The organism is Bacillus sp. ISL-75, assembly GCF_018613095.1.
The window spans coordinates 13,997-39,296 of record NZ_JAGGQX010000011.1 but is presented as its reverse complement, the minus strand read 5'-3'; the positions used below and the strand labels follow the sequence as shown (position 1 = coordinate 39,296).

Annotated in this window: 25 protein-coding genes; 20 read left to right on the top strand and 5 right to left on the bottom strand. The window is 37.3% G+C overall.

Features of this window, described 5'->3' with window-relative positions; all coding sequences use genetic code 11:
• Positions 1-2 precede the first annotated feature (2 nt).
• The 14 genes from bshA to J7E63_RS04740 all read left to right on the top strand — a co-directional run bounded on the left by bshA (position 3) and on the right by J7E63_RS04740 (position 13,443).
• Entirely contained in the window at positions 3-1,130 is a 1,128-nt protein-coding gene (gene bshA, locus J7E63_RS04805; RefSeq protein WP_215010484.1) for an N-acetyl-alpha-D-glucosaminyl L-malate synthase BshA, read from the top strand.
• Between the two features lie 10 nt (positions 1,131-1,140).
• A complete protein-coding gene (locus tag J7E63_RS04800) occupies positions 1,141-2,340 on the top strand; it encodes a CCA tRNA nucleotidyltransferase (RefSeq protein ID WP_215010483.1) in 1,200 nt (399 codons plus the stop codon).
• Entirely contained in the window at positions 2,325-3,302 is a 978-nt protein-coding gene (locus J7E63_RS04795) for a biotin--[acetyl-CoA-carboxylase] ligase (protein WP_215010482.1), read from the top strand. The genes J7E63_RS04800 and J7E63_RS04795 overlap by 16 nt, the downstream gene beginning before the upstream one ends.
• 241 nt (positions 3,303-3,543) lie before the next feature.
• Complete coding sequence (panB, locus tag J7E63_RS04790) at positions 3,544-4,380, top strand: 3-methyl-2-oxobutanoate hydroxymethyltransferase (RefSeq protein WP_214997585.1); 837 nt, start codon at positions 3,544-3,546, stop codon at positions 4,378-4,380.
• A complete protein-coding gene (panC, locus tag J7E63_RS04785) occupies positions 4,377-5,225 on the top strand; it encodes a pantoate--beta-alanine ligase (RefSeq protein WP_215010481.1) in 849 nt (282 codons plus the stop codon). Before panB ends, panC begins: the two co-directional genes overlap by 4 nt.
• A gap of 29 nt (positions 5,226-5,254) precedes the next feature.
• Complete coding sequence (panD, locus tag J7E63_RS04780) at positions 5,255-5,638, top strand: aspartate 1-decarboxylase (RefSeq protein WP_215010480.1); 384 nt, start codon at positions 5,255-5,257, stop codon at positions 5,636-5,638.
• A gap of 167 nt (positions 5,639-5,805) precedes the next feature.
• On the top strand, positions 5,806-8,607 hold the full coding sequence (dinG, locus tag J7E63_RS04775; RefSeq protein WP_215010479.1) for an ATP-dependent DNA helicase DinG: 2,802 nt from the start codon (positions 5,806-5,808) through the stop codon (positions 8,605-8,607).
• A gap of 78 nt (positions 8,608-8,685) precedes the next feature.
• Complete coding sequence (locus tag J7E63_RS04770) at positions 8,686-9,540, top strand: ComEC/Rec2 family competence protein (protein WP_215010478.1); 855 nt, start codon at positions 8,686-8,688, stop codon at positions 9,538-9,540.
• Between the two features lie 117 nt (positions 9,541-9,657).
• Positions 9,658-9,828, top strand: coding sequence for a YpmA family protein (locus J7E63_RS04765; RefSeq protein WP_088088772.1), 171 nt, complete (start codon positions 9,658-9,660; stop codon positions 9,826-9,828).
• A gap of 14 nt (positions 9,829-9,842) precedes the next feature.
• On the top strand, positions 9,843-10,316 hold the full coding sequence (locus tag J7E63_RS04760; RefSeq protein ID WP_215010477.1) for a cell wall elongation regulator TseB-like domain-containing protein: 474 nt from the start codon (positions 9,843-9,845) through the stop codon (positions 10,314-10,316).
• Positions 10,317-10,349: 33 nt separating this feature from the next.
• Complete coding sequence (locus J7E63_RS04755) at positions 10,350-11,546, top strand: pyridoxal phosphate-dependent aminotransferase (protein ID WP_215010544.1); 1,197 nt, start codon at positions 10,350-10,352, stop codon at positions 11,544-11,546.
• A gap of 116 nt (positions 11,547-11,662) precedes the next feature.
• Complete coding sequence (locus tag J7E63_RS04750; protein ID WP_215010476.1) at positions 11,663-12,364, top strand: DnaD domain-containing protein; 702 nt, start codon at positions 11,663-11,665, stop codon at positions 12,362-12,364.
• A gap of 61 nt (positions 12,365-12,425) precedes the next feature.
• Entirely contained in the window at positions 12,426-13,088 is a 663-nt protein-coding gene (nth, locus tag J7E63_RS04745) for an endonuclease III (protein WP_215010475.1), read from the top strand.
• The gene (locus tag J7E63_RS04740) at positions 13,081-13,443 is read left to right on the top strand and encodes a YpoC family protein (RefSeq protein WP_215010474.1); all 363 of its coding nucleotides are present in this window, start codon (positions 13,081-13,083) and stop codon (positions 13,441-13,443) included. Before nth ends, J7E63_RS04740 begins: the two co-directional genes overlap by 8 nt.
• Before the next feature lie 24 nt (positions 13,444-13,467).
• On the opposite strand, the gene J7E63_RS04735 is transcribed toward J7E63_RS04740, so the two are convergent.
• Positions 13,468-16,158 (bottom strand): transglycosylase domain-containing protein, encoded by a 2,691-nt coding sequence (locus J7E63_RS04735; RefSeq protein ID WP_215010473.1) that lies wholly within the window; start codon positions 16,156-16,158, stop codon positions 13,468-13,470.
• Positions 16,159-16,187: 29 nt separating this feature from the next.
• Positions 16,188-16,796: a Holliday junction resolvase RecU gene (gene recU / locus J7E63_RS04730; protein WP_215010472.1), complete on the bottom strand. Its 609-nt coding sequence runs from the start codon at positions 16,794-16,796 to the stop codon at positions 16,188-16,190.
• Between the two features lie 196 nt (positions 16,797-16,992).
• Here recU and J7E63_RS04725 point away from each other — a divergent pair, with 196 nt between their 5' ends.
• The 3 genes from J7E63_RS04725 (at position 16,993) to J7E63_RS04715 (ending at position 19,037) form a co-directional block, all read left to right on the top strand.
• On the top strand, positions 16,993-17,967 hold the full coding sequence (locus tag J7E63_RS04725; RefSeq protein ID WP_215010471.1) for a DUF2515 domain-containing protein: 975 nt from the start codon (positions 16,993-16,995) through the stop codon (positions 17,965-17,967).
• A 352-nt stretch (positions 17,968-18,319) separates the two neighbouring features.
• On the top strand, positions 18,320-18,595 hold the full coding sequence (locus J7E63_RS04720; protein ID WP_215010470.1) for a hypothetical protein: 276 nt from the start codon (positions 18,320-18,322) through the stop codon (positions 18,593-18,595).
• A gap of 85 nt (positions 18,596-18,680) precedes the next feature.
• Positions 18,681-19,037 carry a DUF1798 family protein gene (locus J7E63_RS04715; RefSeq protein WP_168244887.1) on the top strand — a complete coding sequence of 119 codons (357 nt, stop codon included), beginning with the start codon at positions 18,681-18,683 and terminating at the stop codon, positions 19,035-19,037.
• A 33-nt stretch (positions 19,038-19,070) separates the two neighbouring features.
• Here J7E63_RS04715 and yppF read toward each other — a convergent pair whose 3' ends face one another.
• A complete protein-coding gene (yppF, locus tag J7E63_RS04710; RefSeq protein WP_098931669.1) occupies positions 19,071-19,280 on the bottom strand; it encodes a YppF family protein in 210 nt (69 codons plus the stop codon).
• Positions 19,281-19,471: 191 nt separating this feature from the next.
• Here yppF and J7E63_RS04705 point away from each other — a divergent pair, with 191 nt between their 5' ends.
• Positions 19,472-20,035, top strand: a complete 564-nt coding sequence (locus J7E63_RS04705; protein ID WP_215010469.1) for a YppG family protein — start codon at positions 19,472-19,474, stop codon at positions 20,033-20,035.
• Between the two features lie 54 nt (positions 20,036-20,089).
• On the opposite strand, the gene J7E63_RS04700 is transcribed toward J7E63_RS04705, so the two are convergent.
• The gene (locus J7E63_RS04700; RefSeq protein WP_088088761.1) at positions 20,090-20,572 is read right to left on the bottom strand and encodes an Hsp20/alpha crystallin family protein; all 483 of its coding nucleotides are present in this window, start codon (positions 20,570-20,572) and stop codon (positions 20,090-20,092) included.
• A 191-nt stretch (positions 20,573-20,763) separates the two neighbouring features.
• Between J7E63_RS04700 and hcp the strand changes: the two genes are divergently transcribed.
• Positions 20,764-22,062, top strand: coding sequence for a hydroxylamine reductase (gene hcp / locus J7E63_RS04695; RefSeq protein ID WP_215010468.1), 1,299 nt, complete (start codon positions 20,764-20,766; stop codon positions 22,060-22,062).
• A 44-nt stretch (positions 22,063-22,106) separates the two neighbouring features.
• Here the strand turns inward: hcp and J7E63_RS04690 are convergent, their stop codons facing one another.
• Positions 22,107-22,805 (bottom strand): Crp/Fnr family transcriptional regulator, encoded by a 699-nt coding sequence (locus J7E63_RS04690; RefSeq protein WP_215010467.1) that lies wholly within the window; start codon positions 22,803-22,805, stop codon positions 22,107-22,109.
• A gap of 211 nt (positions 22,806-23,016) precedes the next feature.
• Here J7E63_RS04690 and J7E63_RS04685 point away from each other — a divergent pair, with 211 nt between their 5' ends.
• Entirely contained in the window at positions 23,017-25,293 is a 2,277-nt protein-coding gene (locus J7E63_RS04685) for a DEAD/DEAH box helicase (RefSeq protein WP_215010466.1), read from the top strand.
• Positions 25,294-25,300: the final 7 nt, after the last annotated feature.

Genomic DNA, 25,300 nt, shown 5'->3' with positions numbered 1-25,300 from the left:
ACATGAGGAAACTTAAAATTGGTATTACTTGCTATCCGACAGTAGGTGGTTCAGGTGTAGTAGCGACGGAATTAGGGAAAATGCTCGCTGAAAAGGGACATGAAATTCATTTCATCTCATCAAGTATCCCATTTAGATTAAATAAAATGTACCATAATATCTATTATCATCAGGTTGAAGTGAATCAATATTCCGTATTTCAGTACCCACCTTACGATATTGCCTTAGCAAGTAAAATGGCGGAAGTGGCTAATCGGGAAAAATTAGATCTGCTACACGTCCACTATGCTATTCCTCACGCTGTATGTGCAATACTAGCAAAGCAAATGAGCCATCGAGATATTAAAATTGTCACGACATTACATGGTACCGATATTACGGTTTTGGGGTATGATCCTTCTTTGACAGATGCGATTAAATTTGGAATTGAAAAATCGGATGTGGTAACAGCAGTTTCCAAGGCTTTAGTGGACCAGACCTATGAGTTGATCAATCCAGATAAACAAATTGAAACAGTGTATAACTTTATTGATGACCGCATTTATAAAAAAAGTGATGCACGTGCTTTAAAGTCAGAATTTGAGATAAAAGAAGATGAAAAGGTAATTATTCACGTTTCCAATTTCCGTCCAGTGAAACGGGTACAAGATGTAGTAAAGTCCTTTGCAAAGATTGCATCTGTAATGCCAGCCAAGCTACTATTGGTTGGTGATGGCCCTGAAATGACCATCATCTGTAAACTTGTCAGAGAGTTTGGACTAGAAGATCAAGTCATTTTCTTAGGTAAACAAGAGAGCCTGGAGGAATTGTACTCCATCAGTGATTTAATGCTGTTATTATCGGAAAAGGAAAGCTTTGGACTTGTTGCATTAGAGGCGATGGCATGTGGAGTTCCTTGTGTCGGTACGAATGTTGGTGGTGTACCAGAAGTTATTAATCATGGAATGAATGGATTTATTTGTGAAGTAGGCGACATCGACGATATCTCTAATAAGTCATTAGCCATTTTAGTTGATCAGGCCCTTCATCAGCAATTTTCCAAACAATCTGTGGAGACAGCAAAAACTAAATTTAAGGCTGACCAAATTGTTGAACAATATGAACAAATATATTTTAATTTACTGAATTAAGGTGAAGTAAATGATTGACCCATTTTTAGCAGCAAGTCCTGTATTAAAAAAGCTGGAGGATGCTGGCTTTGAAGCCTATTTTGTTGGTGGCTCCGTTAGAGATTTTCTGTTAAAACGAGAGATTAATGACGTTGATATTGCAACAAGCGCAACCCCCGATGAAGTGAAAAGGATTTTTCCGAAAACAGTGGATATTGGAATCGAACATGGAACAGTTCTCGTTCTTGTAAATAATGGACGATATGAAATTACCACCTTTAGGACCGAATCAGACTATCAAGATTATCGAAGACCCAAAGAGGTTACCTTTATCCGCAACTTAAAAGAGGATTTACAGCGCAGAGATTTTACAATGAATGCTATTGCGATGGACAGAAATAGAAAATTAATTGACCCATTTAATGGATTTATAGCCATTCAAGAAAGAATAATTCAAACAGTTGGAAGTCCGAATGACCGCTTCCAAGAAGACGCCTTAAGAATGATGAGAGCAGTTAGGTTTGTAAGCCAACTCTCTTTTCAGATCGAAAGCGGTACGGTTCAAGCATTAGCAAAGCTTGTTCACTTGCTTGATAACATTGCTGTAGAGAGAAAAAGGGCGGAGTTTGAGAAACTCTTAATTGGTAAAAATAAGACTAAAGCGTTGAATATTCTCCTTGAAGCAAATATTTATTCTTATTTACCAGGTTTGAAGGGAAAGAGGCAGCAATTAGAGGAGTTCCGTAGTTTTAACAGTGGGAATCTTAATAAAAATGAAATGTGGTCACTCTTAATTTTCTGTATAAATTTAAAAGAAAAAGGGATAGAGTTATTTTTAAAAGAGTGGCGGCTTGCACTTAAGGAAATAAGAGAGATTCAACAAGTTGTTCATTTCCTTACAAAAAGACTTGAACAAGATTGGACCATATATGACCTATATTCTGCTGGTCGTGATCATATCCTATCAACGGAAAAGCTCTACCATGTTATTAATGGGACCAACGAAGTTAAATCGATTGAACATTGGATTAAGCTGTATGAAACCCTGCCGATAAAAGACCGTTCAGAAATGAATGTGACTGGAAATGACGTAATGGATTGGTTCAATAAAAGAGGTGGACCATGGCTTAAGGAGACGCTTTTAACAATTGAAGAAAATATCCTAGCCGGAAATCTAGATAACGACAAAGAAAAGATCAAGGAGTGGCTAATGAAGTGCAATCAGAAATAAGAAAAGAATTACTTGATGCCTTTACAACTGCAGGTGATACCTTTTTATCAGGGCAGCATCTAGCAGAACTCATTGGCTGCTCAAGGACGGCAGTATGGAAGCATATTGAGGAATTAAGGAAGGAAGGATTTGAATTAGAGGCTGTTAGAAATAAGGGCTATCGAATTCTAAAAACTTCTGAAAAAGTTTCAGCCGATGAGATAAGATTTGGCTTAACAACGAACTATATAGGGAAAAATATCCATTATGAAGAAAGTGTGGAGTCTACCCAAAAAATTGCCCATCGCATTGCTTCAGAAGATGCCCCGGAAGGTACGGTCATCATCGCTGAAGAGCAGTTGTCAGGCAGGGGCAGGATGGCCCGTCAATGGCATTCACCAAAATATACTGGTATATGGATGAGTATGATTATACGTCCGAATATACCCCTAAGCAATGCGCCACAATTGACATTGCTCGCAGCAGTTGCGATTGTTCAAGCCATTGAAGAAATGACAAACCTTATTCCGGAAATAAAATGGCCGAATGATATTCTTATTAACGGAAAGAAAGTAACCGGAATATTAACGGAATTACAAGCGGAGGCCGACCTTATTCATTCAATTATCATAGGAATTGGTATAAATGTGAATCAAAAGAAAGAAGATTTCCCGTTAGAACTTCAAGAAATAGCTACTTCCCTATTTATCGAGGATGGAGAAACTGTCTCGAGAGCAGAGTTAATTAGATCTATTTTCAAACACTTTGAAAAATTATATACGCTGTATCTAGAACAAGGATTTCTTCCAATAAAGCTTTTATGGGAGGGTTATGCCGGCAGTATCGGTAAATACATAAAAGCTAGAACACTTACGAATACGATTGAAGGAAAAGCACTAGGAATAACCAATGATGGAGTGCTGCAGTTAGAGGATTTGACCGGTAAGATTCATCATATCTATTCTGCGGATATTGAGCTTTAAAAGCTTGAACTTTTCGTAGAATTTGTTATAATTCTATCCAATGGGCAGTATCCACTGAGAACTGCACCTTTACGAAACTAACAATTAAAAAGGTTTCTGCCTAGATCCGTATAGCGGACCGGGACAGAGGGATGAAGCATGTTAAAAGTGTAACTGGGATCCTCTGCCTTCAGAAGGATCTTTTTATTTGCTCTTTTAAAATCTTTTTATCCCCTCTCCCATATAAAAGGAGGGAAAATTGATGAAGCAAACAACAGATTTCTTGAAAATGAAGGAAAATAATGAAAAAATCGTTATGTTAACCGCGTATGATTACCCTTCGGCTAAGCAAGCTGAAGAGGGCGGAGTTGACGTTATATTGGTGGGAGACTCTCTTGGGATGGTAGTCCTTGGTTATGACTCAACCATACCAGTAACGCTTGACGACATGATCCATCATACAAAAGCTGTAAAACGTGGAGCAAAAGATACCTTTATTCTCGCTGATATGCCGTTTCTAACTTATCATTTATCCGTTCGGGATACATTATTAAATGCTGCTAGACTAATACAAGAAACGGGTGCACATGCGGTTAAACTAGAAGGTGCTGATGATGTTATTGAAAAAATTACTGCTTTAACTAGAGCCGGTATTCCTGTCTGTGCCCATTTGGGGTTAACCCCTCAATCTGTAGGTGTATTAGGTGGATATAGAGTGCAAGGGAAAGATGCCCAAGCAGCAAGGAAATTGCTCCAAGATGCAAAGAAATGTGAAGAAGCCGGTGCCTTTGCTATCGTTCTTGAATGTGTACCAAAACAACTGGCCGAGGAAGTTGCTCAAATGATTTCTATTCCAGTTATTGGTATTGGGGCCGGAGTTGCGGTCGATGGTCAAGTTCTTGTTTATCATGATATTCTGGGCTATGGCGTTAATCGCGTACCGAAGTTCGTCAAACAATATCATGCGGTCAATCCATTTATGATTGAATCAATTCAAGCCTATGCAGCTGACGTTAAAAATGAACGGTTTCCTGAAGAAAAGCATTCTTTCACAATGAAGGAACAGGAACTGAAAGGGCTCTATGGAGGTACGAAATGAAGGTTATCACAACCATTATGGAAATGCAGGCAATAATAAATAAACATAAGCTCCAAGAAAAATCGATTGGCTTTGTACCAACAATGGGATTTCTGCATGAAGGTCATTTAACACTTTTAAATAAAGCAAGACAAGATAATGATATCGTTGTCCTAAGCATTTTTGTTAACCCATTACAATTTGGGCCAAAAGAGGATTTTGCTGAATACCCGCGTGATCTTGATCGTGATCGCGCCTTGGCTGAAAGTGAAATGGTCGATTTTCTTTTCCATCCATCCGTTGAGGAAATGTATCCAAACGAACCTTCGGTAAAAGTTAACGTCCGTGATCGCACGGATGTTTTATGTGGGAAATCACGCCCAGGCCATTTTGATGGCGTCGCTACAGTAATAACAAAACTCTTTAACATTATCATGCCAACAAGAGCTTATTTTGGAAAAAAAGATGCCCAGCAGGTGGCAGTTCTTGAGGGGTTAGTTTCTGATTTTAATATTCCTGTGGAACTTATTGCAGTCGATATCGTTCGTGAAAATGACGGACTTGCTAAGAGTTCTCGGAATGTTAATCTTCTGCCAAAGGAAAGACAAGAAGCTCCTGTTCTGTATCATAGCCTTCAAGCTGCAGTAGCAGCAATTAATGAAGGTGAGCGGAATCCAGCGAAATTAATTCGTATGATTAGTGAAATGATTACCAATGAATCAACGGGTACAATTGATTATGTCCAAATCTACTCCTATCCACAATTAAAGCAACTGGAAAAATTAGAGGGTACAATTATTATTGCACTGGCTGTAAAATTTAAAAAAGTACGATTAATAGACAATTACATTACGAATATAGATTGATAGAAAAACGAGAACGGGGGAGGAATATAATGTTTCGCAACATGATGAACGGAAAAATCCATCGAGCAACTGTTACAGAGGCCAATCTAAATTATGTAGGCAGTATCACGATTGATGAAGACTTATTAGATGCAGTTGGAATGATTGCAAATGAAAAGGTGCAAATTGTTAACAATAACAATGGTGCGCGTCTAGAGACCTATATTATTCCTGGCGAGAGAGGTAGTGGTGTCATTTGTTTAAATGGTGCAGCTGCCCGCTTGGTTCAAAAAGGTGATATCGTTATTATCATTTCCTACGTCCTTATTGCTGAAGAAAAGGTAGCAACACATAAACCTAAAGTAGCGATTATGGATGAAGACAATCGGATTAAAGAACTGATCAATGCAGAACCAGCCCTAACCATCATGTAATCCCCAATTTCGGGGATTTTTCTTTTTTTACGACTGTTTTATATAATAAAAATTAAAAAGATCGTAAAGATAATGGTAGAATGGGAAGCATCCTAGTATTGTTTACTTTTTCTTTTGAAGATAATGTGATACCGTTTTAATGAACGAAGGTTTGGGGTGTTAATGAAATGATAAATAAATTCGTCGTAATTGATTTGGAAACAACGGGAAACATTCCAAAAAAGGGTGACAAAATCATCCAATTTGCTGCTGTGGTCATTGAAAATGGAAAAATCACAGAAAAATTTTCGTCATTAATAAATCCGAAAAAATCCATACCAATATTTATTGAAGAATTGACCGGCTTAAATGATGACATGGTGAAGGATGCTCACCTATTTTCGGAAATAGCAGAAAAGGTCACGACTTTACTGGATGGGGCTTATTTTGTTGCACATAATGTGTTATTTGACTTGTCTTTTCTTCAGGAAGAATTAATCCAATCGGGTCAGGAAGGGTTCTTTGGCCCTGTTCTTGATACGGTGGAAATGGCAAGAATACTTTATCCGACAGCTGATGGTTATAAGTTATCGGATTTAGCAGAGAAAGAAAATCTTAATCATGATCGCCCCCACCAAGCTGATAGTGATGCACAGGTAACTGCTGAGCTTTTCTTAATTCTTTTAGATCGTTTGACATCCTTACCTAGAGTAACGCTAAAACAGCTTGCACATCTTTCTGGCGGTCTCAAAAGTGATCTACAGCAGTTTCTTGATGAAATACTCGTAAACAAAGATGACACGATTGAACAATTTTCGGAGTCGTTCGAGATTTTTAAGGGGATAGCCTTAAAAAGGCTTCCTGAGCAGTCAGGAACGAAGGATGAAGGTGAAGAATATCAATATCCTGCAAGTGAGAATGAAAAAACCGAGTTAGTAAAACAAGCCTTTGCAGCCTTTGTGAAGAGGACAGGCCAATTTACCATGATGGATACTGTGTATCAATCCTTTCAAAATGAAAACCATACATTGATTGAAGCTGGAACCGGTGTCGGAAAATCACTTGGGTACCTGCTGCCGATTGCGTACTTTTCAAGGCAAAAGGAGCTTCCTATTGTTGTAAGCACGCATACCATTCAGTTACAAGAACAAATTCTAAAAAATGAAATCCCGATCTTAAATAAAATTTTGCCCTTTAAGCTTAACTCTGTTCTCCTCAAGGGGAGGAATCATTATATTAGTTTAGAAAAATTTAATCAGACACTAGCAGATGATAATGATAATTACGATACAGGGTTAACCAAGATGCAAATTCTTGTTTGGCTGATTGAAACTGAAACAGGTGATCGGGATGAGTTAAACCTATCAAGCGGAGGGCAAATATTCTGGAATAAAATTAAGAACGAACCCGTTATGTTTATGCAGAACCAAGCTTGGCAAGAAAGAGATTTTTATTTGAAGGCCAAAAGAAATGCGCAAACTGCCGATATAATTATTACCAATCACTCTTTGCTATTAAGTGATATTAAAGGAGAAGGCACAATTTTGCCCGATTTTTCTTTCGCTATCATTGATGAAGGACATCATTTTGAAAAAGTAGCAAGTCAGTTTTTTGGTCATACATTAGATTTCTTATCCACCCGGCTCTTATTGGGTCAATTTGGTGTTTTAGAACAAAAACAGCTCTTTTATGAATTGGAGAAGCTTATTGCTTCTGTACCAAGGAAACCTGAGATGATGGCACCTGCAACTAAATTAAATCAAATAAATGTTGACCTTGCTTTTGAAACAGACGAATTTTTTCAATTAATTGCTATTTTTGCAAAAGCCAAGCTTACAAATAAAAGAGGAATTAACCGTGCCAAGGTGCGCTTTTCTCTTCAAGACGAGGTAAAAGAAAAAAAGGCACTTGTACACAGTGCAGAAAGATTTGCCTTTTTACTTAAGGATTTTCATTCAGTCATTATTGAACGACTCGAATGGATCAAAAGGGAAAGTAAGTCGTTAACACGTTCCCAAGAAAATAAAATGGAAGAAATCCAAACCTTTCTAAATGATCTATCGGAATTAAGAGACACGGTTATTAATTCCTTTATTAAAAAAACGAACGATGTAAAATGGATTGAAATAGATATTCGTTCACCGCAAAATGTTACAACCTTTATAGCTCAGCCAGCATCTGTGGCCGACCAACTAAAGGCACAATTTTTTCAACTTAAAAAAGCGGTAGTGATTACTTCTGCTACTTTGACTGTGAATAAATCATTTGACTATATCATGAAGGAAATTGGACTTGATCCAGTTTCAACGATACAGTTGAACATTCCTTCGCCATTTGAATATAATCAACAGGTTCAACTCTTAATACCAGAAGACCTACCAGAAATAAACACGGTATCGTTAGAAGATTATGTTATTTCAATTACTGAGCATATCATCACAATTGCAGAGGCAACAAAAGGAAGAATGCTGATTCTATTTACCGCCTATGACATGCTAAAGAAAACCTATGAACTAATTAAAGAAAGTGGTTTTTTGCATGACTATGCAATGATTGCCCAAGGGATAACCAGTGGCAGCCGAACTAGGTTAACTAGAAATTTCCAGAGATATGATAAAGCATTATTGCTAGGGACAAGCAGTTTCTGGGAAGGGGTAGATATACCTGGTGAGGACTTATCGTGCCTTGTAATTGTTAGGCTACCCTTTAGCCCCCCTGATGAACCTTTAACAGAGGCAAAATGTCAGTTAATCGAAAAACGCGGGGGTAATGCTTTTTCTGAATACTCACTACCAGAAGCGGTCCTAAGATTTAAACAAGGATTTGGTCGGTTAATTCGTACGGAAAATGACCGTGGAATTATTGTGGTTTTTGATAAAAGAATTGTAACGACCAAGTATGGTAAGGCCTTTTTGAAATCAATTCCCAATGTTCCCATAAAAAAGGGTACGATGGATGATTTAGCTGAAATTATTGACTCTTGGTTATAATAAATCAGTCGGACCAATTGTTTAATATACTGGATAATATTTGGTAAAAAACACATCCTATATTATGGGAGGTGTGTCATGAGAACCTTACTATTATTACTGTCCATATTCATTCAATCGACACTCATGGTAGAGGCATCAAAGACGACTACTTTAAATAATATTGAAAACATTGACTTAAATATTAAGGATCATGAAGTTGCTGTTACTTTTTTAGGCCTGTCTGAAGGTGATTCAACCCTTATTCAAGGCTCAAATGGTGAAAATATCTTGGTAAATGCCGGCGGGAAAGAGACGGATGCAGAATTGGAAGGATGGCTATATCTTTATGATGTGAAGAAAATTTCGAAGCTAATTCTTACAAAGAACGATCTGGAGCTTTCAGAAAAACAAATCAATAGGCTAATAACGAAGTATAGTATTAAAGAAATTATCACAACACCGGAGTTATCTGCCCAAATAACAAACAAACTAAGCTTACCAAATAAACCTGCAGTCGTCACCTGGGGTGAGGGCACAAAAAAAACCATTCTTCCGGAGTTGACTGCAGTGGTCCAATTTGTTGGAAATGAACCCAATGAGGGCATGGATTTGACACTGGATTTTTTTAATCACCGCATTTTCCTGATGACTTCATTTACACCACATGCGGAGGAAACCTTGATGAAGAAGAATTTGGAAAATATTAATGTTTTTAAGATTCCTAATTTTGCAATGGAGGACTCTTTATCTGAAAAATTAATCCAGTATTTAAATCCGCAAATTTCGATTCTATTTGCACCGGAAGAAGAGGAGCATGACCCAGATATTCTTGTCGATCTCCATGAAACTTGGTCAGAAATATATACTACCAAAAAACATGGTACCGTCACGATAAAATTCACCGATTCAAACTATGAAGTAATAACGATCCCTGTCGAAGAGGATAGCTAAGAAAAAATTAGAAAAATTCATATAATCACAGACCCGCTTTTTGCTTCCACCTGTTATAATAATGGTTGAGATTTATCAATTATTGTAGAGAAATAGGCAAATATTGGAGGAAAACGGATGGAAAGTAAAATTGAAGTGTTATCAACAGTAAAAATCCAGCACAGTCCGGATTTGTATAAAATTGTTGATGCCCTTAATCGAACCTTGAAGCAAAAAGATCTTATGTTTGGATTGGCACTTGATCAAGAAGATAAAAATACAGCGATTTTTACCATTTATCGTACATAAAGAAGTGAGTGCTTATGAAAAAGTGGATTATATTTATAGTAATATTTATAGTAGTGATTGTTGGTTTATTAATAAAAGTGTATTTCACATCTGTGGATCCTGTTAAAGCTGCAGAGAAAAAAGCGGTTGCACTAGCCAACAAGGAAATATCTATAAAAGAAGTTGAGGATTTTCATATATATAATGGCATAGAAACTGTTAATGTCATTGAGGGAAAAAGTAATAAAGGTGAAAAAATTATCATTTGGATTCCTGAAAAAAGTAAAAAAGTTTACGTGAAAAAAGCAAAGGATGGTTTATCGAAAGAAGAAGCCATTCAGAAACTTTTACAAGAAAAAAGTCCTAAAAAGGTTATTTCAGTGAGACTTGGCATGGAAAAAAATATCCCCTTGTGGGAAATATATTATCGTTCTAATAATAATTTAATAAATTATTACTATGTTCACTTTGACACAGGTGAATGGCTAAAGAAAATCGAAAACCTATAGATGTAATGGAGAATGGAGGAAATATTTATGGTAGTGGAATTAGCAAATCGAGTGAAGGCACTTACACCTTCAACAACATTAGCAATTACTGCAAAAGCAAAGGAATTAAAGGAACAAGGTGAAGACGTTATCGGTTTGGGAGCAGGTGAACCTGACTTTAATACTCCACAATATATTTTAGATGCTGCGTCACAATCCATGAATGAAGGGCATACGAAGTATACCCCATCAGCAGGCTTACCTGCATTAAAAAAAGCAATTATTAAGAAATTTGAAGCGGACCAAGGGTTAACATATAAACTGAATGAAATCATTGTAGGAAATGGAGCTAAACACGTTCTTTATACATTATTTCAAGTCCTATTAAATGATGGGGATGAGGTTATAATCCCTACTCCATATTGGGTCAGCTATCCAGAGCAAGTCAAATTAGCAGGCGGCGTTCCTGTGTATATCGAAGGATTAGAGCAAAATCAATTTAAAGTAACCCCAGCGCAATTAAAGAGCGCCATTACGAAAAATACGAAAGCTGTTATAATAAATTCACCTAGCAATCCAACGGGTGTGTTGTATACAGCAGAAGAACTTTATGAGTTAGGCAAAGTTTGTCTTGAGGAAAATATTCTCATTGTTTCAGATGAAATTTATGAAAAGCTAGTTTATGGGGAAAATAAACATGTTTCGATCGCACAACTTTCTCCAGAACTTAAAGACCAAACCATTGTAATTAATGGCGTTTCTAAATCACATTCGATGACAGGTTGGAGAATCGGGTACGCGGCTGGAAATAAAGTAATTATTGAGGCGATGACAAACCTCGCAAGTCATAGTACATCTAATCCGACAACAACAGCCCAGTATGCAGCAATCGCTGCTTATAATGGCTCACAACAGCCAGTAGAAGATATGCGCCAGGCATTTGAAAAAAGATTATCAATTATTTTTGATAAACTAGTAGCGATTCCCGGTGTAACATGTGTGAAACCGCAAGGAGCATTTTACCTATATCCAAATGTAAGGAAAGCTGCTGAATTGACAGGATATCAAAATGTTGATGCTTTTGTTGAAGCCTTGCTGGTCGATGCCAAAGTCGCTGTTATCCCAGGTTCAGGCTTTGGAACTCCTGACAATATTCGACTCTCCTATGCAACTTCCTTAGAATTATTGGAAAAAGCAGTGGAGAGAATCCACCAATTTGTTACATCCAAATCAAGCATTGTCAATAATTAAAAACGTAAAAAGTCTGCTAAGGTCTGCAGGCTTTTTGCTTTTAGTTACCAAAGATGGATGCCTAAAACTCTTACTCGGATAATTTGTTCGTGGTATACTTAACTGGAGGTGTCCTAATGATGAAAACAAACTTTTTAGCATGGATTCAAGAAGGTAATATCACCGTTCCAACATTATTATTTTCTGAATACCGTAATCTAAATTTAAATGAATTTGAACTTGTTCTTTTATTAAATATACTAACCTTTTTAGAAAAGGGGCATGAATTCCCTACACCAGATGAGTTATCGGCACGAATGACGGTTTCCATTTCGGAATGTAATGAAATGCTTAGAAAGTTGATTCAAAGAGGTTTTATCGAAATTACCGATGAATATACGAATGAAGGTATCCGATATGAAAAGTATTCTGTCATCCCTTTATGGGAAAGACTTGTTGAACATTTCTTGAAAAATAATAAAAGTAATAAGGAAACAGATAAGAAAGCAGACGAAACCGACCTTTATACTTGCTTTGAGAAGGAATTTGGCCGACCGTTATCTCCATTTGAATGTGAATCCCTAGCCATGTGGATGGATGATGATCATCACGACCCAATTATTATCAAAGCAGCTTTACGGGAAGCTGTAATGTCTGGAAAATTAAACTTCCGGTATATTGATAGAATTCTTTTTGAGTGGAAGAAAAATGGGATAAAAACGATAGAGCAAGCGAAAACCCATGGACTTAAATTTCGTCAAAAGCAAACACCTAAAGGAACTGTGAAGGGTGAAACACATCAACCAACTGTGCCCTTTTACAATTGGTTAGAACAATAGTCTTGATTAACGAGGGAGTTATCTCTCGTTTTATTCATTTTAATAGTAGTAGGTGATAGATATGTTGAATAATACCCAAATCCGTTATTGCCTTGACCAAATGGGTGCGATGTTTCCAGAGGCCCACTGTGAATTAAATCATTCAAATCCATTCGAACTAGTCATTGCTGTGGCCTTATCGGCACAATGTACCGATGTGCTCGTAAATAAAGTGACTAAATCGTTATTTGAAAAATACAAAACACCTGAGGATTATCTTGATGTTTCACTAGAAGAATTACAAAACGACATACGTTCGATTGGCCTTTACCGAAATAAAGCTAAAAACATTCAAAGCCTTTCCCGAATGGTATTAGAAGAGTATAAAGGTGAAATCCCAATGGATCGCGATGAGTTAACAAAGCTGCCTGGTGTAGGCAGGAAAACAGCAAATGTAGTTGTGTCCGTTGCTTTTAATGTACCTGCTATAGCAGTAGATACTCACGTTGAAAGAGTGAGTAAGCGTCTAGGGATTTGCCGTTGGAAGGATTCTGTACTCGAAGTGGAAAAAACATTAATGAGGAAGATTCCAAAAGACGAATGGTCAGTTACACATCATCGCTTGATATTTTTCGGCCGCTATCATTGTAAAGCCCAAAATCCACAATGTCCAAGCTGCCCACTAGTAGGGCTATGCAGGGAGGGTAAAAAGCGGATGAAAGGTCAGGTATCTATCAATGGATAAAAAGGTTGAGAACATTTCCAGCCTACTGAAGGAATGGGAAAATAGTAAGGTCCAACTCGAAGGATTATTTCGTGAACGAGATTATCAAAACGCAAAAGTGCTGATGGAAAAGGGAATTTTAATGTTTATTCAGTTTTTGTCTTGGTCAAATGAATTGCCTGCAACTCTGGATGAACCTTTTAACTCTAATAAATTTGAGTTTAAACCTGTCAATGTGGTAGAACGGTTAGGTTTTATCATGTCTAGACCAAATCTATATCATTCATATCGGCAGTTATCAGAGTTAATGGTTGAGCAAGAAAAGCTGTATTCGAAAAGAAGTATACTAAAAAAAGCGTCTAAACCTAAAGGTTAGACGCTTTTTTACTATTCATTTTAGTTAGGGTAATGTTGTAGGTGTACCTGAATTTGCTCCATTTACTGTCCCATTGTCGACCGGGGTATCTGGTGGAGTAGTAACGCCGTCATCTTGGTTGTCAGTACCTGTGTCATTACCAGTACCATCACCATTACCAGTACCATCACCATCACCATTACCAGTACCGTTGCCATTACCAGTACCGTTGCTATTACCAGTACCGTTGCCACTACCAGTACCGTTGCCATTACCAGTACCGTTGCCATTACCAGTACCATTGCCATTCCCGTTTCCATTTCCATTACCTGGATTTGTACCATTGCCAGGATTGGTATTACCTGGGTTTTCTTCTTGAATAGGTAGTGGTATGTCAATTGCAGCAGTTGCTGGATTACTAGTTCGATCACCACTGATTGCCACAATCGTGAAAGAATATTTAGTACCAGGTACTGCAGGTATGCTTAAAGATGTTTCTGCTTGATTATATTGCTTTTGACCAGTCCCGCTATTTACCGTTACAGAGAAAGTAACATTTGCCTCTTTGGAATTATTGTAATCCCATGTTAAGGTAATATTTTTATTTACTTCATCATATTTGGCATTTAGTTTTTTCGGAGCATTTAGTTTGTCATACCTTTGGGAGACACGTTTAGGTGCATGACCTTTCACTGCATACTCAGTAATAACTTGACTTCCAGGGGTATATTTACTTGCCAATACCGGCGGCATCGAGCCTCTTTCAATACTTACTCTTTGAACGCTGTTTGGCATAGTAAAGTCAGGTGTATCGATATCCTTTGATACATGTTCCATTAAGTTTTTAAAAATTAATTGGGCTAAACGTTGATTATTTCCGACCGCGTTGATAGGTGTACTTCGGTTTTTGTATCCTGTCCAAATAGACGCAGTGTAATTAGTTGTATATCCAGTAAACCAGGCATCAGGAACGGACCTGCTGCTCGGAATACCCCATTTTTGTATTTCCTCATCTGTATAATTCGTTGTACCGGTCTTACCGGCGATTGGAAGTCCGGGAACTTTCGCCCTTGTTCCTGTCCCAGGAGATACGAGGACACTTTTTAACATATCGGTAATCATAAAAGCGGTCGAATCTTTCATTACCACTTTTGGTTCAGGTTCTGTGCTAATAAAGGTTCCATCACGCAACTTGATTTTTCTAATAGCATGTGGTTTTGTATAAATACCATTATTGCCAAAGGCGCTATAGGCACCAGCCATTTCAAGTGGGGAAACCCCCGTTTTAAAACCGCCAATTGCGTAGGATTCAAAAATTTCTTTTAAAGGAATACCTAGACCAACTGCAAAGTCTTTCGCTTTATCAAGACCAACTTGCTGTAGCGCCTGAACGGCTGGTGAGTTTCGTGATAATTGCAGTGCGGTTCTAATCGTCATCGGTCCTTTATAGCTTTGGTCCCAGTTCCCAAACTTTTTCCCAGATGAATAGGTTATTGGTTTATCCTCAATCATTTCAAAGGTTCCCCAATTTAAATATTCAATCGCGGGAGCATAATCAAGCACAGGCTTGATTGTTGAACCTGGTTGACGTTGTGTATCGATGGCATAGTTAAACCCACGTTTTACTTTTTGGTTCCTTCCGCCTCCAATTGCCCGAATTTCTCCAGTTTTTGTATCAAGGAGAGCAACCCCAGCTTGGAATTCATCATCAGGATAATCAATAATGTCTGATTTATTAAGAATGTCTTCAACATATGATTGCGCATCTGGATCTAGAGTCGTATGGATTGTTAAACCATCTGTAAAGATATCAAAATCAGATGTTTCTTTCACTTCATCAATAACTGCATCCACAAATGAATCAAAGGGTTTTTCATTAACTTTACGTTGTTGTTCATTTAGAACAGTCGACTTAACTGAAACCTTTTTCGCATCTTCCATCTCTTTCTTAGAAATAAAACCATGCTGGTGCATTAACGTCAAGACAATATTTCGTCTCTTCTCAGCTAAATCAGGATGATCGAATGGGTTATAATTATTAGGACTTTGCGGCATCCCAGCAATTTGGGCAGCCTCTGATAATGTTAAATCTTTTAATTCTTTTCCATAATAAATTTTTGCGGCAGTTGCAATACCATGGCTATTTTCAGAAACATAAACCTTATTTACATACATTTCGAAAATCTGGTGTTTAGTATATTGCTGTTCAAGCTGATAAGAGAGCCAGGCTTCTTCGACTTTCCGCTTTAAGGTTTTTTCAGGAGTTAAAAATGAGTTTTTAACCACTTGTTGTGTGATGGTACTGGCACCTTCAGAACCAAATCCATGTTGGATATTTGCTAACACAGCACCGCCTAATCTAATCGGGTCAATACCATGGTGTTTGTAGAAACGGTAATCCTCGGTTGCCAAAATGGCATTTTCAACTACTTGTGGTATGTCTTTATAATTTACATATTCCCGATTAACTGCACCTACTTCAGTAATCAACTTGTCATCTTTATCTAAAATCTTCGAAGGGATTGGATCTTTTAATAATTTTGGGTCAAGTACGGGAGCATCCTTTACTAAGTAGGCGAAAGTCCCCACTCCCGAAAGTATACCAATAATACCAAGGGCCACTAAGGTTAGAAAAATTTTCTTTATTAATCCACCCGATTTTTTCTTGGTTTTTGGTTTACCTTTGGTTTGGAGTTTCTTTCGGCGCTCCTCTCTTGATTGGTACTGTTCTGACATGGTAATATTCCTTCCTTTCAAGCCTTTTCTCAATTATGAAGCTTATCTATAATTTTAATATAGTCAATTCGCGGTTGAAAACCAAGTGGGATCTGATGTCCTTGTTGTTCCACTTCCTCTTTGGTTATCGATTTTCTGCCGCCATTATTCATTCGTTTCCAAAATGTTAACAAGTGTTTTGCTTCGAGTAAAAAAACCTGCTCATATCTTGTAAAACGAAGGATAACAAAACAAATACCTCCTTGATCCAGTACTTCTTCCATATGCTGTATCTGGTGTTGATGGAAATTCTTTAATGGAAAAGAGGTAGGGTTCTGTGTTTCTTTAGCTTCGAAATCAATATACTTTCCTTTATAAACACCATTATAATCCGTGGTGGAGGCTAGTTTGAAATATGCCTCTTTAATTACAGCAGCACTGCGGTTTGGATAATCAACCTGGACAATTTGGACTGGCGTTGGTTTTTTATGAATAACAGCTACTTTTCTCGCACGGTAATATTCATTTGTCTCATTTAAGTCTTCCTCAAGTGTCATTCCTCTGTTACTATAAGAGCCATTTTTATTTTTTTTATTGATATTATCTGTGTTCTGTTCTCTTGGTACGTACCTTTTTCCATTTGGATAGTTAAAGTTCACGTTTTACACCTCTCAAACTCTTCCTTATCATATCAAATCTTGACGAGAATGGGGTGTATAAAATACATTTGCATACACACTCTAATAACAATTGTACTGTGATTGCTAAATTTATACATGATGCATTTCTCATAAAAGGATTTAAACTCAATCATAGTACTAATAATCTATTAAAAAAACTTAAGGGAAGATGAATATGAATCATCTTACAATACAGGAACGAACAATCATTCGTCAAATTCAAGAGGAAACCAATAAAAAAAATGTCGATAATATCTCAAGGACTGAAGCATACTTTTCTTTTTTTAAAAAACATCCAGATATCATTTGGTCTTTCTTAGCAAGCATGGTGTCTAGGAATGGGGGGTGGAATATGTGTGACCTCCAAGGGTCAATATTTCCTCAATTACTAACGGACATGACGAGAAAGCAGCTGTTCCTTACCTATGAGCGGGCAAATTGGTTGATTTTCCATGATGTCTATCCCCAGTTATTGGTCTACCAATATTCGACGAAATTAAATCGAAAAATGTTTCATTTACTCCCTTATTTTCATGTTTCTACGTTTATCCAAAAAGAATGGTTTCGATATTGGAAAGAAAATGATAAGAACAGACTAACCACTTCCCTAATCATAAATGAACAAAATGTCATTCAAACTCCGGTTATTGATCACCCTCTATATAAGAAAAAGGTTTTCCAATCGAAGCTTTTTTCTTTTCAAGATTGGTTTCATTTCAGTTGTGTACTATTTCCAACCTGTGGGGGAGAAGTATATGGGGCAAGTGCAAATGGTTTCAAATCACTTTCAAAAAGAATCAACTTGGGTAAAAGACTAGCCAGCATACTTTTTCATCCACGGCTATTTCCTTATTTTTATGAATTCGCTGAAAAAACGCCGCATACTGGTTCAAGAAATGATTATGAACAATATTTTAAAATAAAAACTGGCCTGAAAACCCCGATTTTGCGAGTGAGTTTCCCAGTTATAAAGCATAATCAACATAAATATGAGGATTGGAGTACGCAACGCAGGGTATCCCCCTGGTTGTATCTTCCCGCACGACATCGTCACCCCATTCACCTTACTGATTGGTACTTTGCTAAATCAAACCAACTTCAATTAATGTTGGCCCTCCAAAAGACCTTGCAGCTAAAAAAATGGAAATAAAAAAGCAAGGGAAGTGTCCCTTGCTTTTTGGTTGGTAGTTATTCGGCAGGTCGATTTTCTCCCACAAGCTTTTTATCACCGTAGCCTGTTTTTGTTGCTGCATCTGATTGAACTGTTTGCTGCTTTTTGTTTTGTTTATTATTTTTTGACATTAAAAAAACACCTCCAACAATAGCTTGTGCGCTTTTTTATTTTTTCATGCAGGATTTAATTGATGTCGAATTACATGGGGGAAAATGCCATTTTACCACTACCTTTGACGAATAGCTTCTAGTTTTGTCAGGGTAGAAGGAAGCCGAAAAAAGAAAGAGAATAATTATAATTAATAGAAAATGCTGGGAGGGTTTAATAGATGAATAAGCCATTTTCCGATAAGGAAAAGTTGATTTCAATGCTGTCAGAAATATATGATCAATTAGAAGAATTGGAAGTGGTGCTTGAAGCATCCTTCTCAGACCTGCGCAAAAGTTTAGACAAGAAAGAGCAGGCTAAGTTAATCGTATCAAAACAAAAACTAATGGGACTTGAACGGAGTATTGATAAAGTTAACTCCATTTCTAATTTAGAGATTGCCTGTGCCAATCCAAATCATGTGTCTAGAGCCCTACAACTTGAATTGGGCTATTAATTGCCTATAAAATAATAGTAACGATTAAAGTAGCATAAAGATTTTTGCTACTTTTTATTTTTTAGAGAAAGGGTTTATTAAAAAGATGTCTGAAGAAATTATCCAATTAACGGAAAAACTTTTAGCTTATAATAGTTTATTCATGAAGTACTATCTAGAGGGAAGGGAGTCGGGGCTCAAGCATGATTTTCATGAAGTGATTAAGCCATTTGCAAATGAAGTTAAGGAAATAAATGACCAATGGAAACATGCCATGAAGAAATGGCTGTCTGAAACGGACCATAAACATCTTCATTTAAAGCAAATCGACACGACATCTGAACATATTGACCAGTTGTCAATTCAATCCTTTTTTCCGGAAACTAGCAAAACGAGATTTTTAAATGCAAATCGTACGGTTGAATTTTTCCTCTTGGAAATATTAAAAGAGGTTAAAAAATAGAAAAGAGATGCAGCTGCATCTCTTTAATTATTATTAAGAATGTTCGATGAGGGAGTTTTCATTATCCGTTTCAGGTATTACCGCGCCTTGTTTTTCAAGTTCACGGACAAGAAGACGATATTCTTTAATGTTAATATCGTTTTGAATATACGCTTTCTTAGCAAAATCCATTAATGTATTAACATCATCTGGTGTATAATCCCGACTTTGAATAAATTTGCTTTTTAATTCGCGAATGTCCATATCTATTAGCTCCTCCTTCATCCTTTTTTCTATCGTATCACGAAAATAAAGGATTCCTAGTTTTTAAAATATTTAAACTTCAGACAAAATTCTCGTCATTTTGACATTATTATTCTTTTTCAAAAGAATCACCTTTCCTCTCTCTCCTTCATAATGTGTAGTAGATAAAAAAGCGGAGGAGATGTTTGCCCATGTTTGGCAAAAAAAGGCCAGTTAATTACCTCAATTATGAATACTCGGGGCAAATGATGCAGGAGGGTCCAGTTGGTCAGATCAGGAATCAGCAGCTTTTTAATAGTAATCAACCCTTCCATTACCAAGCTCAGCCCCAAAACTATGATTGGACCGCTTATCAACAACCCAATCAACAAATTCCTTATTACACGCCAGTGTACCAGCAATATGGGCAAAACTATCAACCTGGCTACGTTTCTCAAAATACGCCATACAATAGCCAGCCATTTTCGCAAAAAGATTCGCAATTCCTATTCCAGAACCCTTTACAGCCACAGGAAGAAATAGTTCAAAAACCACAGTATATGCCCATGAATGGTTATCCAGTGATGAACCCTTATCCTAAGCAAAGTGCAACCCCAAAACAGCCAGGAGGAGTCCAAACGTTTATGAATTCCTTCAAGTCCCAAGATGGATCAGTTGATATAAATAAAATGGTGAATACAGCAGGTCAAATGATGAATGCTGTTAACCAAGTATCATCACTTGTAAAGGGATTTGGTGGAATATTTAAAGCGTAATAAAAAAGACGGCTTTTTTACTAGCCGTCTTTTCATATGGAGGGGAAATGGAATTTAGTCTTCTATATCAATAATTTTCCCCTTTTCCTGTGGAATGCGGATTTTTAATAAACCATCACGATAGGATGCTTTCACTTTCTCTTCATTAATCGTATGCGGGAGTGAAACCGTTCTTGATGATTTTTGACGTAAGTATTTACGTCGATATAAATGATTGATTTCATCTTCCTCGGTTTCAAGTTCGTTATTTTCTACAGAAATAGTTAAATAATTTCCAGAAATGTTTAAATGAATTTGCTCTCTTTTTATCCCTGGCAGTTCTGCAGAGATGATGTATTCCCCACCAGTTTCAATCGTGTCAACATGAAAGCTCGACCCAGATGGAAATGGACTTTTAAAAAAATCATCGATTGATTGTAGAAAGCCTTTGATTGGTTTTTCATTGAAAAAGTCGTTCATCGATTTCATTAACTCGCCAAAAGCTTCTGTTTTCGGCTTTTTAGGGTCATTCTTATCACTCGGTACCTTAGATGACATTAAGTTCCCCTCGCTTTCCAATATTTCACTCGCTATTATATGCTGGCTAAACTGGGTAGGTGCCGTCATCGTATGGCAATAATTTTATGCACAATTTATTACAGTTGCTTTAAATGTGATATAAATCACATTAAATATTTAGGTCGATTAGTATAGTAAAGCAGAAATAAAATCGAAAGTGAGGAACTAAAATGTTCTGTTATCAATGTGAACAAACTCCATCTGGCGGCTGTAATGTCATCGGTGTGTGTGGTAAAGATGAAACCATTGCTAGCTTACAAGACACGATTATTTTTGCATTAAAAGGAATTGCGGCCTATCGAACCCATGCTAATCAATTAGGATATACAGATCCTTTTGTCGATGCCACCACCCATGAAGCCCTTTATTTGACTTTAACGAATTCAAATTTTAATGTTCAAGAACATATCGACATGGCGATGAAAGTTGGCCAATCAGCAGTCCGCGTAATGGAAATGCTAGATGAAGCTCATACAAAGCGTTTAGGCATCCCTGAGCCAATCCGGGTCAGCCAAAACAAAATTGAAGGAAAATGTATTATTGTTACAGGTCACAACTTATTTGCTTTAGAGGAACTATTAAAGCAAACAGAGGGAAAGGGTATCAATATCTATACGCACTCTGAAATGCTACCTGCGCACGGCTATCCAGCATTGAAGAAATATACTCATCTAAAAGGGAATATCGGAAAAGCTTGGTACGACCAGCGACGACTTTTTGAAAATTTCCCTGGAGCGATTCTAGCAACGACCAACTGTGTAATGCCAATTAAAGGGTCATATGCAGACAGGATGTATACATATGAAGTAGCAGGTCTTGAAAATGTAGAGAAAATTATTAATGATGATTTTACACCATTAATTAACCGAGCTTTAGAGCTTCCTGAAGCAGCAATTGATTCCGAAGAAACATTGTTAACAGGGTTCCATCATGAAACGGTTCTAGGCTTAGCACCTGAAGTAATTGATGCAGTCAAAGCTGGTAAAATCAAGCGTTTCTTTGTTATCGCAGGCTGTGATGCACCGGGACCTGGCGGAAATTATTATCGTGAACTTGCCACTTCACTACCGCCAGAGACTGTTATATTAACAACCTCTTGTGGAAAATTCCGCTTTAATGACGTGGATTATGGTGTGGTGCCGGGAACCAATATTCCACGGTATATAGATTTAGGTCAATGCAATAACTCTGGATCAACTGTTAAGATTGCTTTAGCACTTGCAGATGCATTTGGATGTGAAGTGAATGAACTGCCGGTGAGCATCGTGTTATCTTGGTTTGAACAAAAAGCAGTTGCTATTCTGCTTGGTTTATTTAGCTTAGGGATCCAGGATATCCGTATTGGCCCGAAGCCGCCTGAATTTATCTCTGAAGGGGTATTACAGGTCCTTCAGGACACCTTTAATCTAAAATTGATTGGAACAGCTAAAGAAGACATGGAAGACATGCTACAGCTCTCAATTAAATAAATATAATAAAACCGCAGCATAGATTTGCTGCGGTTTTTAATGTTTTAGATTAGATTAATTTCTTCCATCAGAATTTCAACATCTACGATCATGTTGCCTTCTTCATCTACTTCTATTAATTCATCTTTTTTCATTTTTGTTAGCGTCCTGCTTATGGTTTCTCTTGTCGTGCCGATCATATTGGCAAGATCCTTATTCGTGAATTCGGACTTTAAAAGGATCGTACCATCTTCTTGTTCTTTACCATGCTTCTGGGCGAGGCGAATCAGTAGTTTAATAATTTGTTCGTATGTGTTATTGAGAATCTGTTCTTCTAAACGATTTTGCAAATCAACGATTTTTTCTCCTAATACTTTAAAAACTTTAATACATAGTTCAGGGTTTTCAATCAGTACAGTTTCAAATTTTGAAATTGGAACAGCAATAAGAGTTGAGGACTCAAGTACTTCTGCATAGGCTGGGTAATCGCCTTTTCTGAAAAAACCTACATGGGGAAACATCTCACCTTTTTTAGCAATGGCGACGATTTGTTCTTTGCCATTAATGTCACTTTTATAAATTTTAATTTTTCCGTCATAAATAAAATAGACATTTTCAAGCGGGTCACCTTGGAGAAACACATGACTATGTTTTTTCCATTCCCTAGCAATAGCGATGTCAGAGATTTTTGTTATTTCAAAATCATTTAATTCACGAAAAAGGGTAAAATCAGCGAGCACCCTTTTAATTTCATCAATTTTCATCCAATCACCTTCAAATATAGATTCCGTTACTATCTATTGTAACAAAAATTCTAGCAATAGTTTAATGTTATTGATATTTATTGGTTAAGTAGAATTTAAAGTTATTCTTACGCTTGGAAAAAAGTACTAGGCATATAAGAAATAAAAAAGTCGTTTTTTCTTTTGTTGCGAACGTTCATTCGTTAAAATAGAAGTAATGAGGTGAGGAAGCATGAAGTTAAGAAAAAGCCTGCAAGAAATTTTGTCAGACTTAAAAATAAATGATCAATTTAAGGAAAATATCGTTACATGGCACACCATCGAGGAAAAGCCGGCCCAAACAGTCCCGATGCCAAGAGACCTTCATCCGGTTTTAAAGTCTGCTCTAAAGAGCAAGGGAATTGAACAACTTTATACACATCAAAAATCAGCCTATGAAAAAATTATTGAGGGAAAAAGTATTGTTGCTGTTACCCCTACAGCTTCAGGAAAAACCCTTTGCTATAACCTTCCAGTTTTACAATCGATTCTAGCAAATCCAAGTACACGAGCTCTTTATATGTTTCCTACAAAAGCACTTGCTCAGGATCAAAAGAGTGAAATCAATGAAATTATTCAAGTGGCTGGCGTAGAGATTAACAGCTATACGTACGACGGGGATACACCAGCTAATATTCGTCAACGAGTAAGACAGGCAGGGCATGTGGTTATTACTAACCCAGATATGCTCCACTCAGCCATACTGCCACATCATACAAAATGGGTTTCTTTGTTTGAGAACCTTAAATTTGTTGTCATCGATGAACTTCATACCTATCGAGGTGTTTTTGGCAGTCATGTGGCCAATGTGATCAGAAGGTTGAAGCGTATTTGTAAGTATTATGGGAGTAACCCTGTATTTATTTGCACGTCAGCAACCATTGCTAATCCACTTGAACTCGCAGAAACTCTAACAGAAGAAAAGATGAACCTGATTGATAATAATGGGGCCCCTAGTGGTACAAAGCATTTTCTATTCTATAATCCACCTATTGTAAACAAACCATTAAACATTAGAAGAAGTGCCACACTTGAGGTTCGGAAAATTGCGGGTGAACTTTTAAAAAATAAAATTCAAACCATCGTTTTTGCGAGAAGCAGAGTTAGAGTCGAAATCATTTTGACCTATTTACAGGAATTAGTAAAGAATCAGTTGGGAGCAAAATCTATAATGGGCTATCGGGGCGGGTATCTCCCAACCGAACGAAGGAAGATTGAAAAAGGGCTTCGTTCAGGTGATATATACGGTGTGGTCAGTACGAATGCACTTGAACTAGGAGTGGATATTGGGCAGTTGCAAGTGTGTATCATGACAGGCTACCCTGGTACGATATCCAGCGCATGGCAGCAGGCTGGAAGAGCGGGAAGAAGGCATGGAGAAGCCCTAGTCATTATGGTTGCAAGCTCCAGTCCCCTAGATCAATACATCATCCAGAATCCGGATTACTTTTTTAACAAAAGCCCTGAAACAGCAAGGATTAATCCTGATAATTTAATTATTTTAATCGATCATATGAAATGTGCTGCCTATGAACTCCCTTTTAAAGCGGGTGAGCATTTTGGAAGTGTAGAAACAGAGGAACTACTAGAATATTTAACAGAAGAACGTGTCCTTTATCATAATGGCGGGAAATGGTATTGGATGAATGATTCTTTTCCAGCACATAACATTAGTTTAAGGTCTGCATCACAAGAGAACGTGATTATCGTTGATCAGTCAGATGTTGCGAATGTAAAAGTAATTGGAGAAATGGATCGTTTTTCAGCGATGACACTTCTCCATGATGAAGCAATTTATTTACATCAAGGGACTCAATTCCAGGTAGAAAAGCTTGATTGGGAAGAGAAAAAGGCGTTCGTTAGGGAAGTCGATGTAGACTATTTTACTGATGCCAATTTAGCGGTTCAATTAAAAGTACTGGAAGTAGACAAACTTGAATCAATAGATGATGCTGAATTCGGTTATGGGGATGTTAGTGTAAGGGCGATGGCCACAATTTTTAAGAAAATTAAATTCGAAACCCATGAAAATATAGGGTCTGGACCGATTCATTTACCGGAAGAGGAGCTTCATACAAATGCGGCCTGGATTTCCTTAAACCATCCGATATCAGAAATGGGCCATGAGCGACTCGAACAGGGACTTGTCGGGACTGCGCATGCACTAAACCATATAGCTCCCTTATTCGTAATGGCCGACCCTCAGGATATTCATGTCATTCCGCAAGTAAAGGCAGACCATAACGAAAAGCCAACCATTTTCTTTTATGATCGCTACCCAGGTGGGATAGGATTAAGCGAGAAAATACACACAGGTATGTCGGAAGTATTTGAGGAAACAAAGAAAATGATTACTCGCTGTCAATGCGGATCCGGCTGCCCGTCATGTATTGGTACAGACACCGTTAGTGATACAGCAAAAAATGATACCTTAAAAATTATTGAAGCCTTTTTAAAACCCTCAATATAGGAGAAGG

Bases quoted from the DNA above. Each gene is read 5' to 3' on its own strand.
- bshA (WP_215010484.1), top strand. From the start codon at position 3: ATGAGGAAACTTAAAATTGGTATTACTTGCTATCCGACAGTAGGTGGT.
- J7E63_RS04800 (WP_215010483.1), top strand. From the start codon at position 1,141: ATGATTGACCCATTTTTAGCAGCAAGTCCTGTATTAAAAAAGCTGGAG.
- panB (WP_214997585.1), top strand. From the start codon at position 3,544: ATGAAGCAAACAACAGATTTCTTGAAAATGAAGGAAAATAATGAAAAA.
- panC (WP_215010481.1), top strand. From the start codon at position 4,377: ATGAAGGTTATCACAACCATTATGGAAATGCAGGCAATAATAAATAAA.
- panD (WP_215010480.1), top strand. From the start codon at position 5,255: ATGTTTCGCAACATGATGAACGGAAAAATCCATCGAGCAACTGTTACA.
- dinG (WP_215010479.1), top strand. From the start codon at position 5,806: ATGATAAATAAATTCGTCGTAATTGATTTGGAAACAACGGGAAACATT.
- J7E63_RS04770 (WP_215010478.1), top strand. From the start codon at position 8,686: ATGAGAACCTTACTATTATTACTGTCCATATTCATTCAATCGACACTC.
- J7E63_RS04765 (WP_088088772.1), top strand. From the start codon at position 9,658: ATGGAAAGTAAAATTGAAGTGTTATCAACAGTAAAAATCCAGCACAGT.
- J7E63_RS04760 (WP_215010477.1), top strand. From the start codon at position 9,843: ATGAAAAAGTGGATTATATTTATAGTAATATTTATAGTAGTGATTGTT.
- J7E63_RS04750 (WP_215010476.1), top strand. From the start codon at position 11,663: ATGATGAAAACAAACTTTTTAGCATGGATTCAAGAAGGTAATATCACC.
- nth (WP_215010475.1), top strand. From the start codon at position 12,426: ATGTTGAATAATACCCAAATCCGTTATTGCCTTGACCAAATGGGTGCG.
- J7E63_RS04740 (WP_215010474.1), top strand. From the start codon at position 13,081: ATGGATAAAAAGGTTGAGAACATTTCCAGCCTACTGAAGGAATGGGAA.
- J7E63_RS04735 (WP_215010473.1), bottom strand. From the start codon at position 16,158: ATGTCAGAACAGTACCAATCAAGAGAGGAGCGCCGAAAGAAACTCCAA.
- J7E63_RS04725 (WP_215010471.1), top strand. From the start codon at position 16,993: ATGAATCATCTTACAATACAGGAACGAACAATCATTCGTCAAATTCAA.
- J7E63_RS04720 (WP_215010470.1), top strand. From the start codon at position 18,320: ATGAATAAGCCATTTTCCGATAAGGAAAAGTTGATTTCAATGCTGTCA.
- J7E63_RS04715 (WP_168244887.1), top strand. From the start codon at position 18,681: ATGTCTGAAGAAATTATCCAATTAACGGAAAAACTTTTAGCTTATAAT.
- yppF (WP_098931669.1), bottom strand. From the start codon at position 19,280: ATGGACATTCGCGAATTAAAAAGCAAATTTATTCAAAGTCGGGATTAT.
- J7E63_RS04705 (WP_215010469.1), top strand. From the start codon at position 19,472: ATGTTTGGCAAAAAAAGGCCAGTTAATTACCTCAATTATGAATACTCG.
- J7E63_RS04700 (WP_088088761.1), bottom strand. From the start codon at position 20,572: ATGTCATCTAAGGTACCGAGTGATAAGAATGACCCTAAAAAGCCGAAA.
- hcp (WP_215010468.1), top strand. From the start codon at position 20,764: ATGTTCTGTTATCAATGTGAACAAACTCCATCTGGCGGCTGTAATGTC.
- J7E63_RS04690 (WP_215010467.1), bottom strand. From the start codon at position 22,805: ATGAAAATTGATGAAATTAAAAGGGTGCTCGCTGATTTTACCCTTTTT.
- J7E63_RS04685 (WP_215010466.1), top strand. From the start codon at position 23,017: ATGAAGTTAAGAAAAAGCCTGCAAGAAATTTTGTCAGACTTAAAAATA.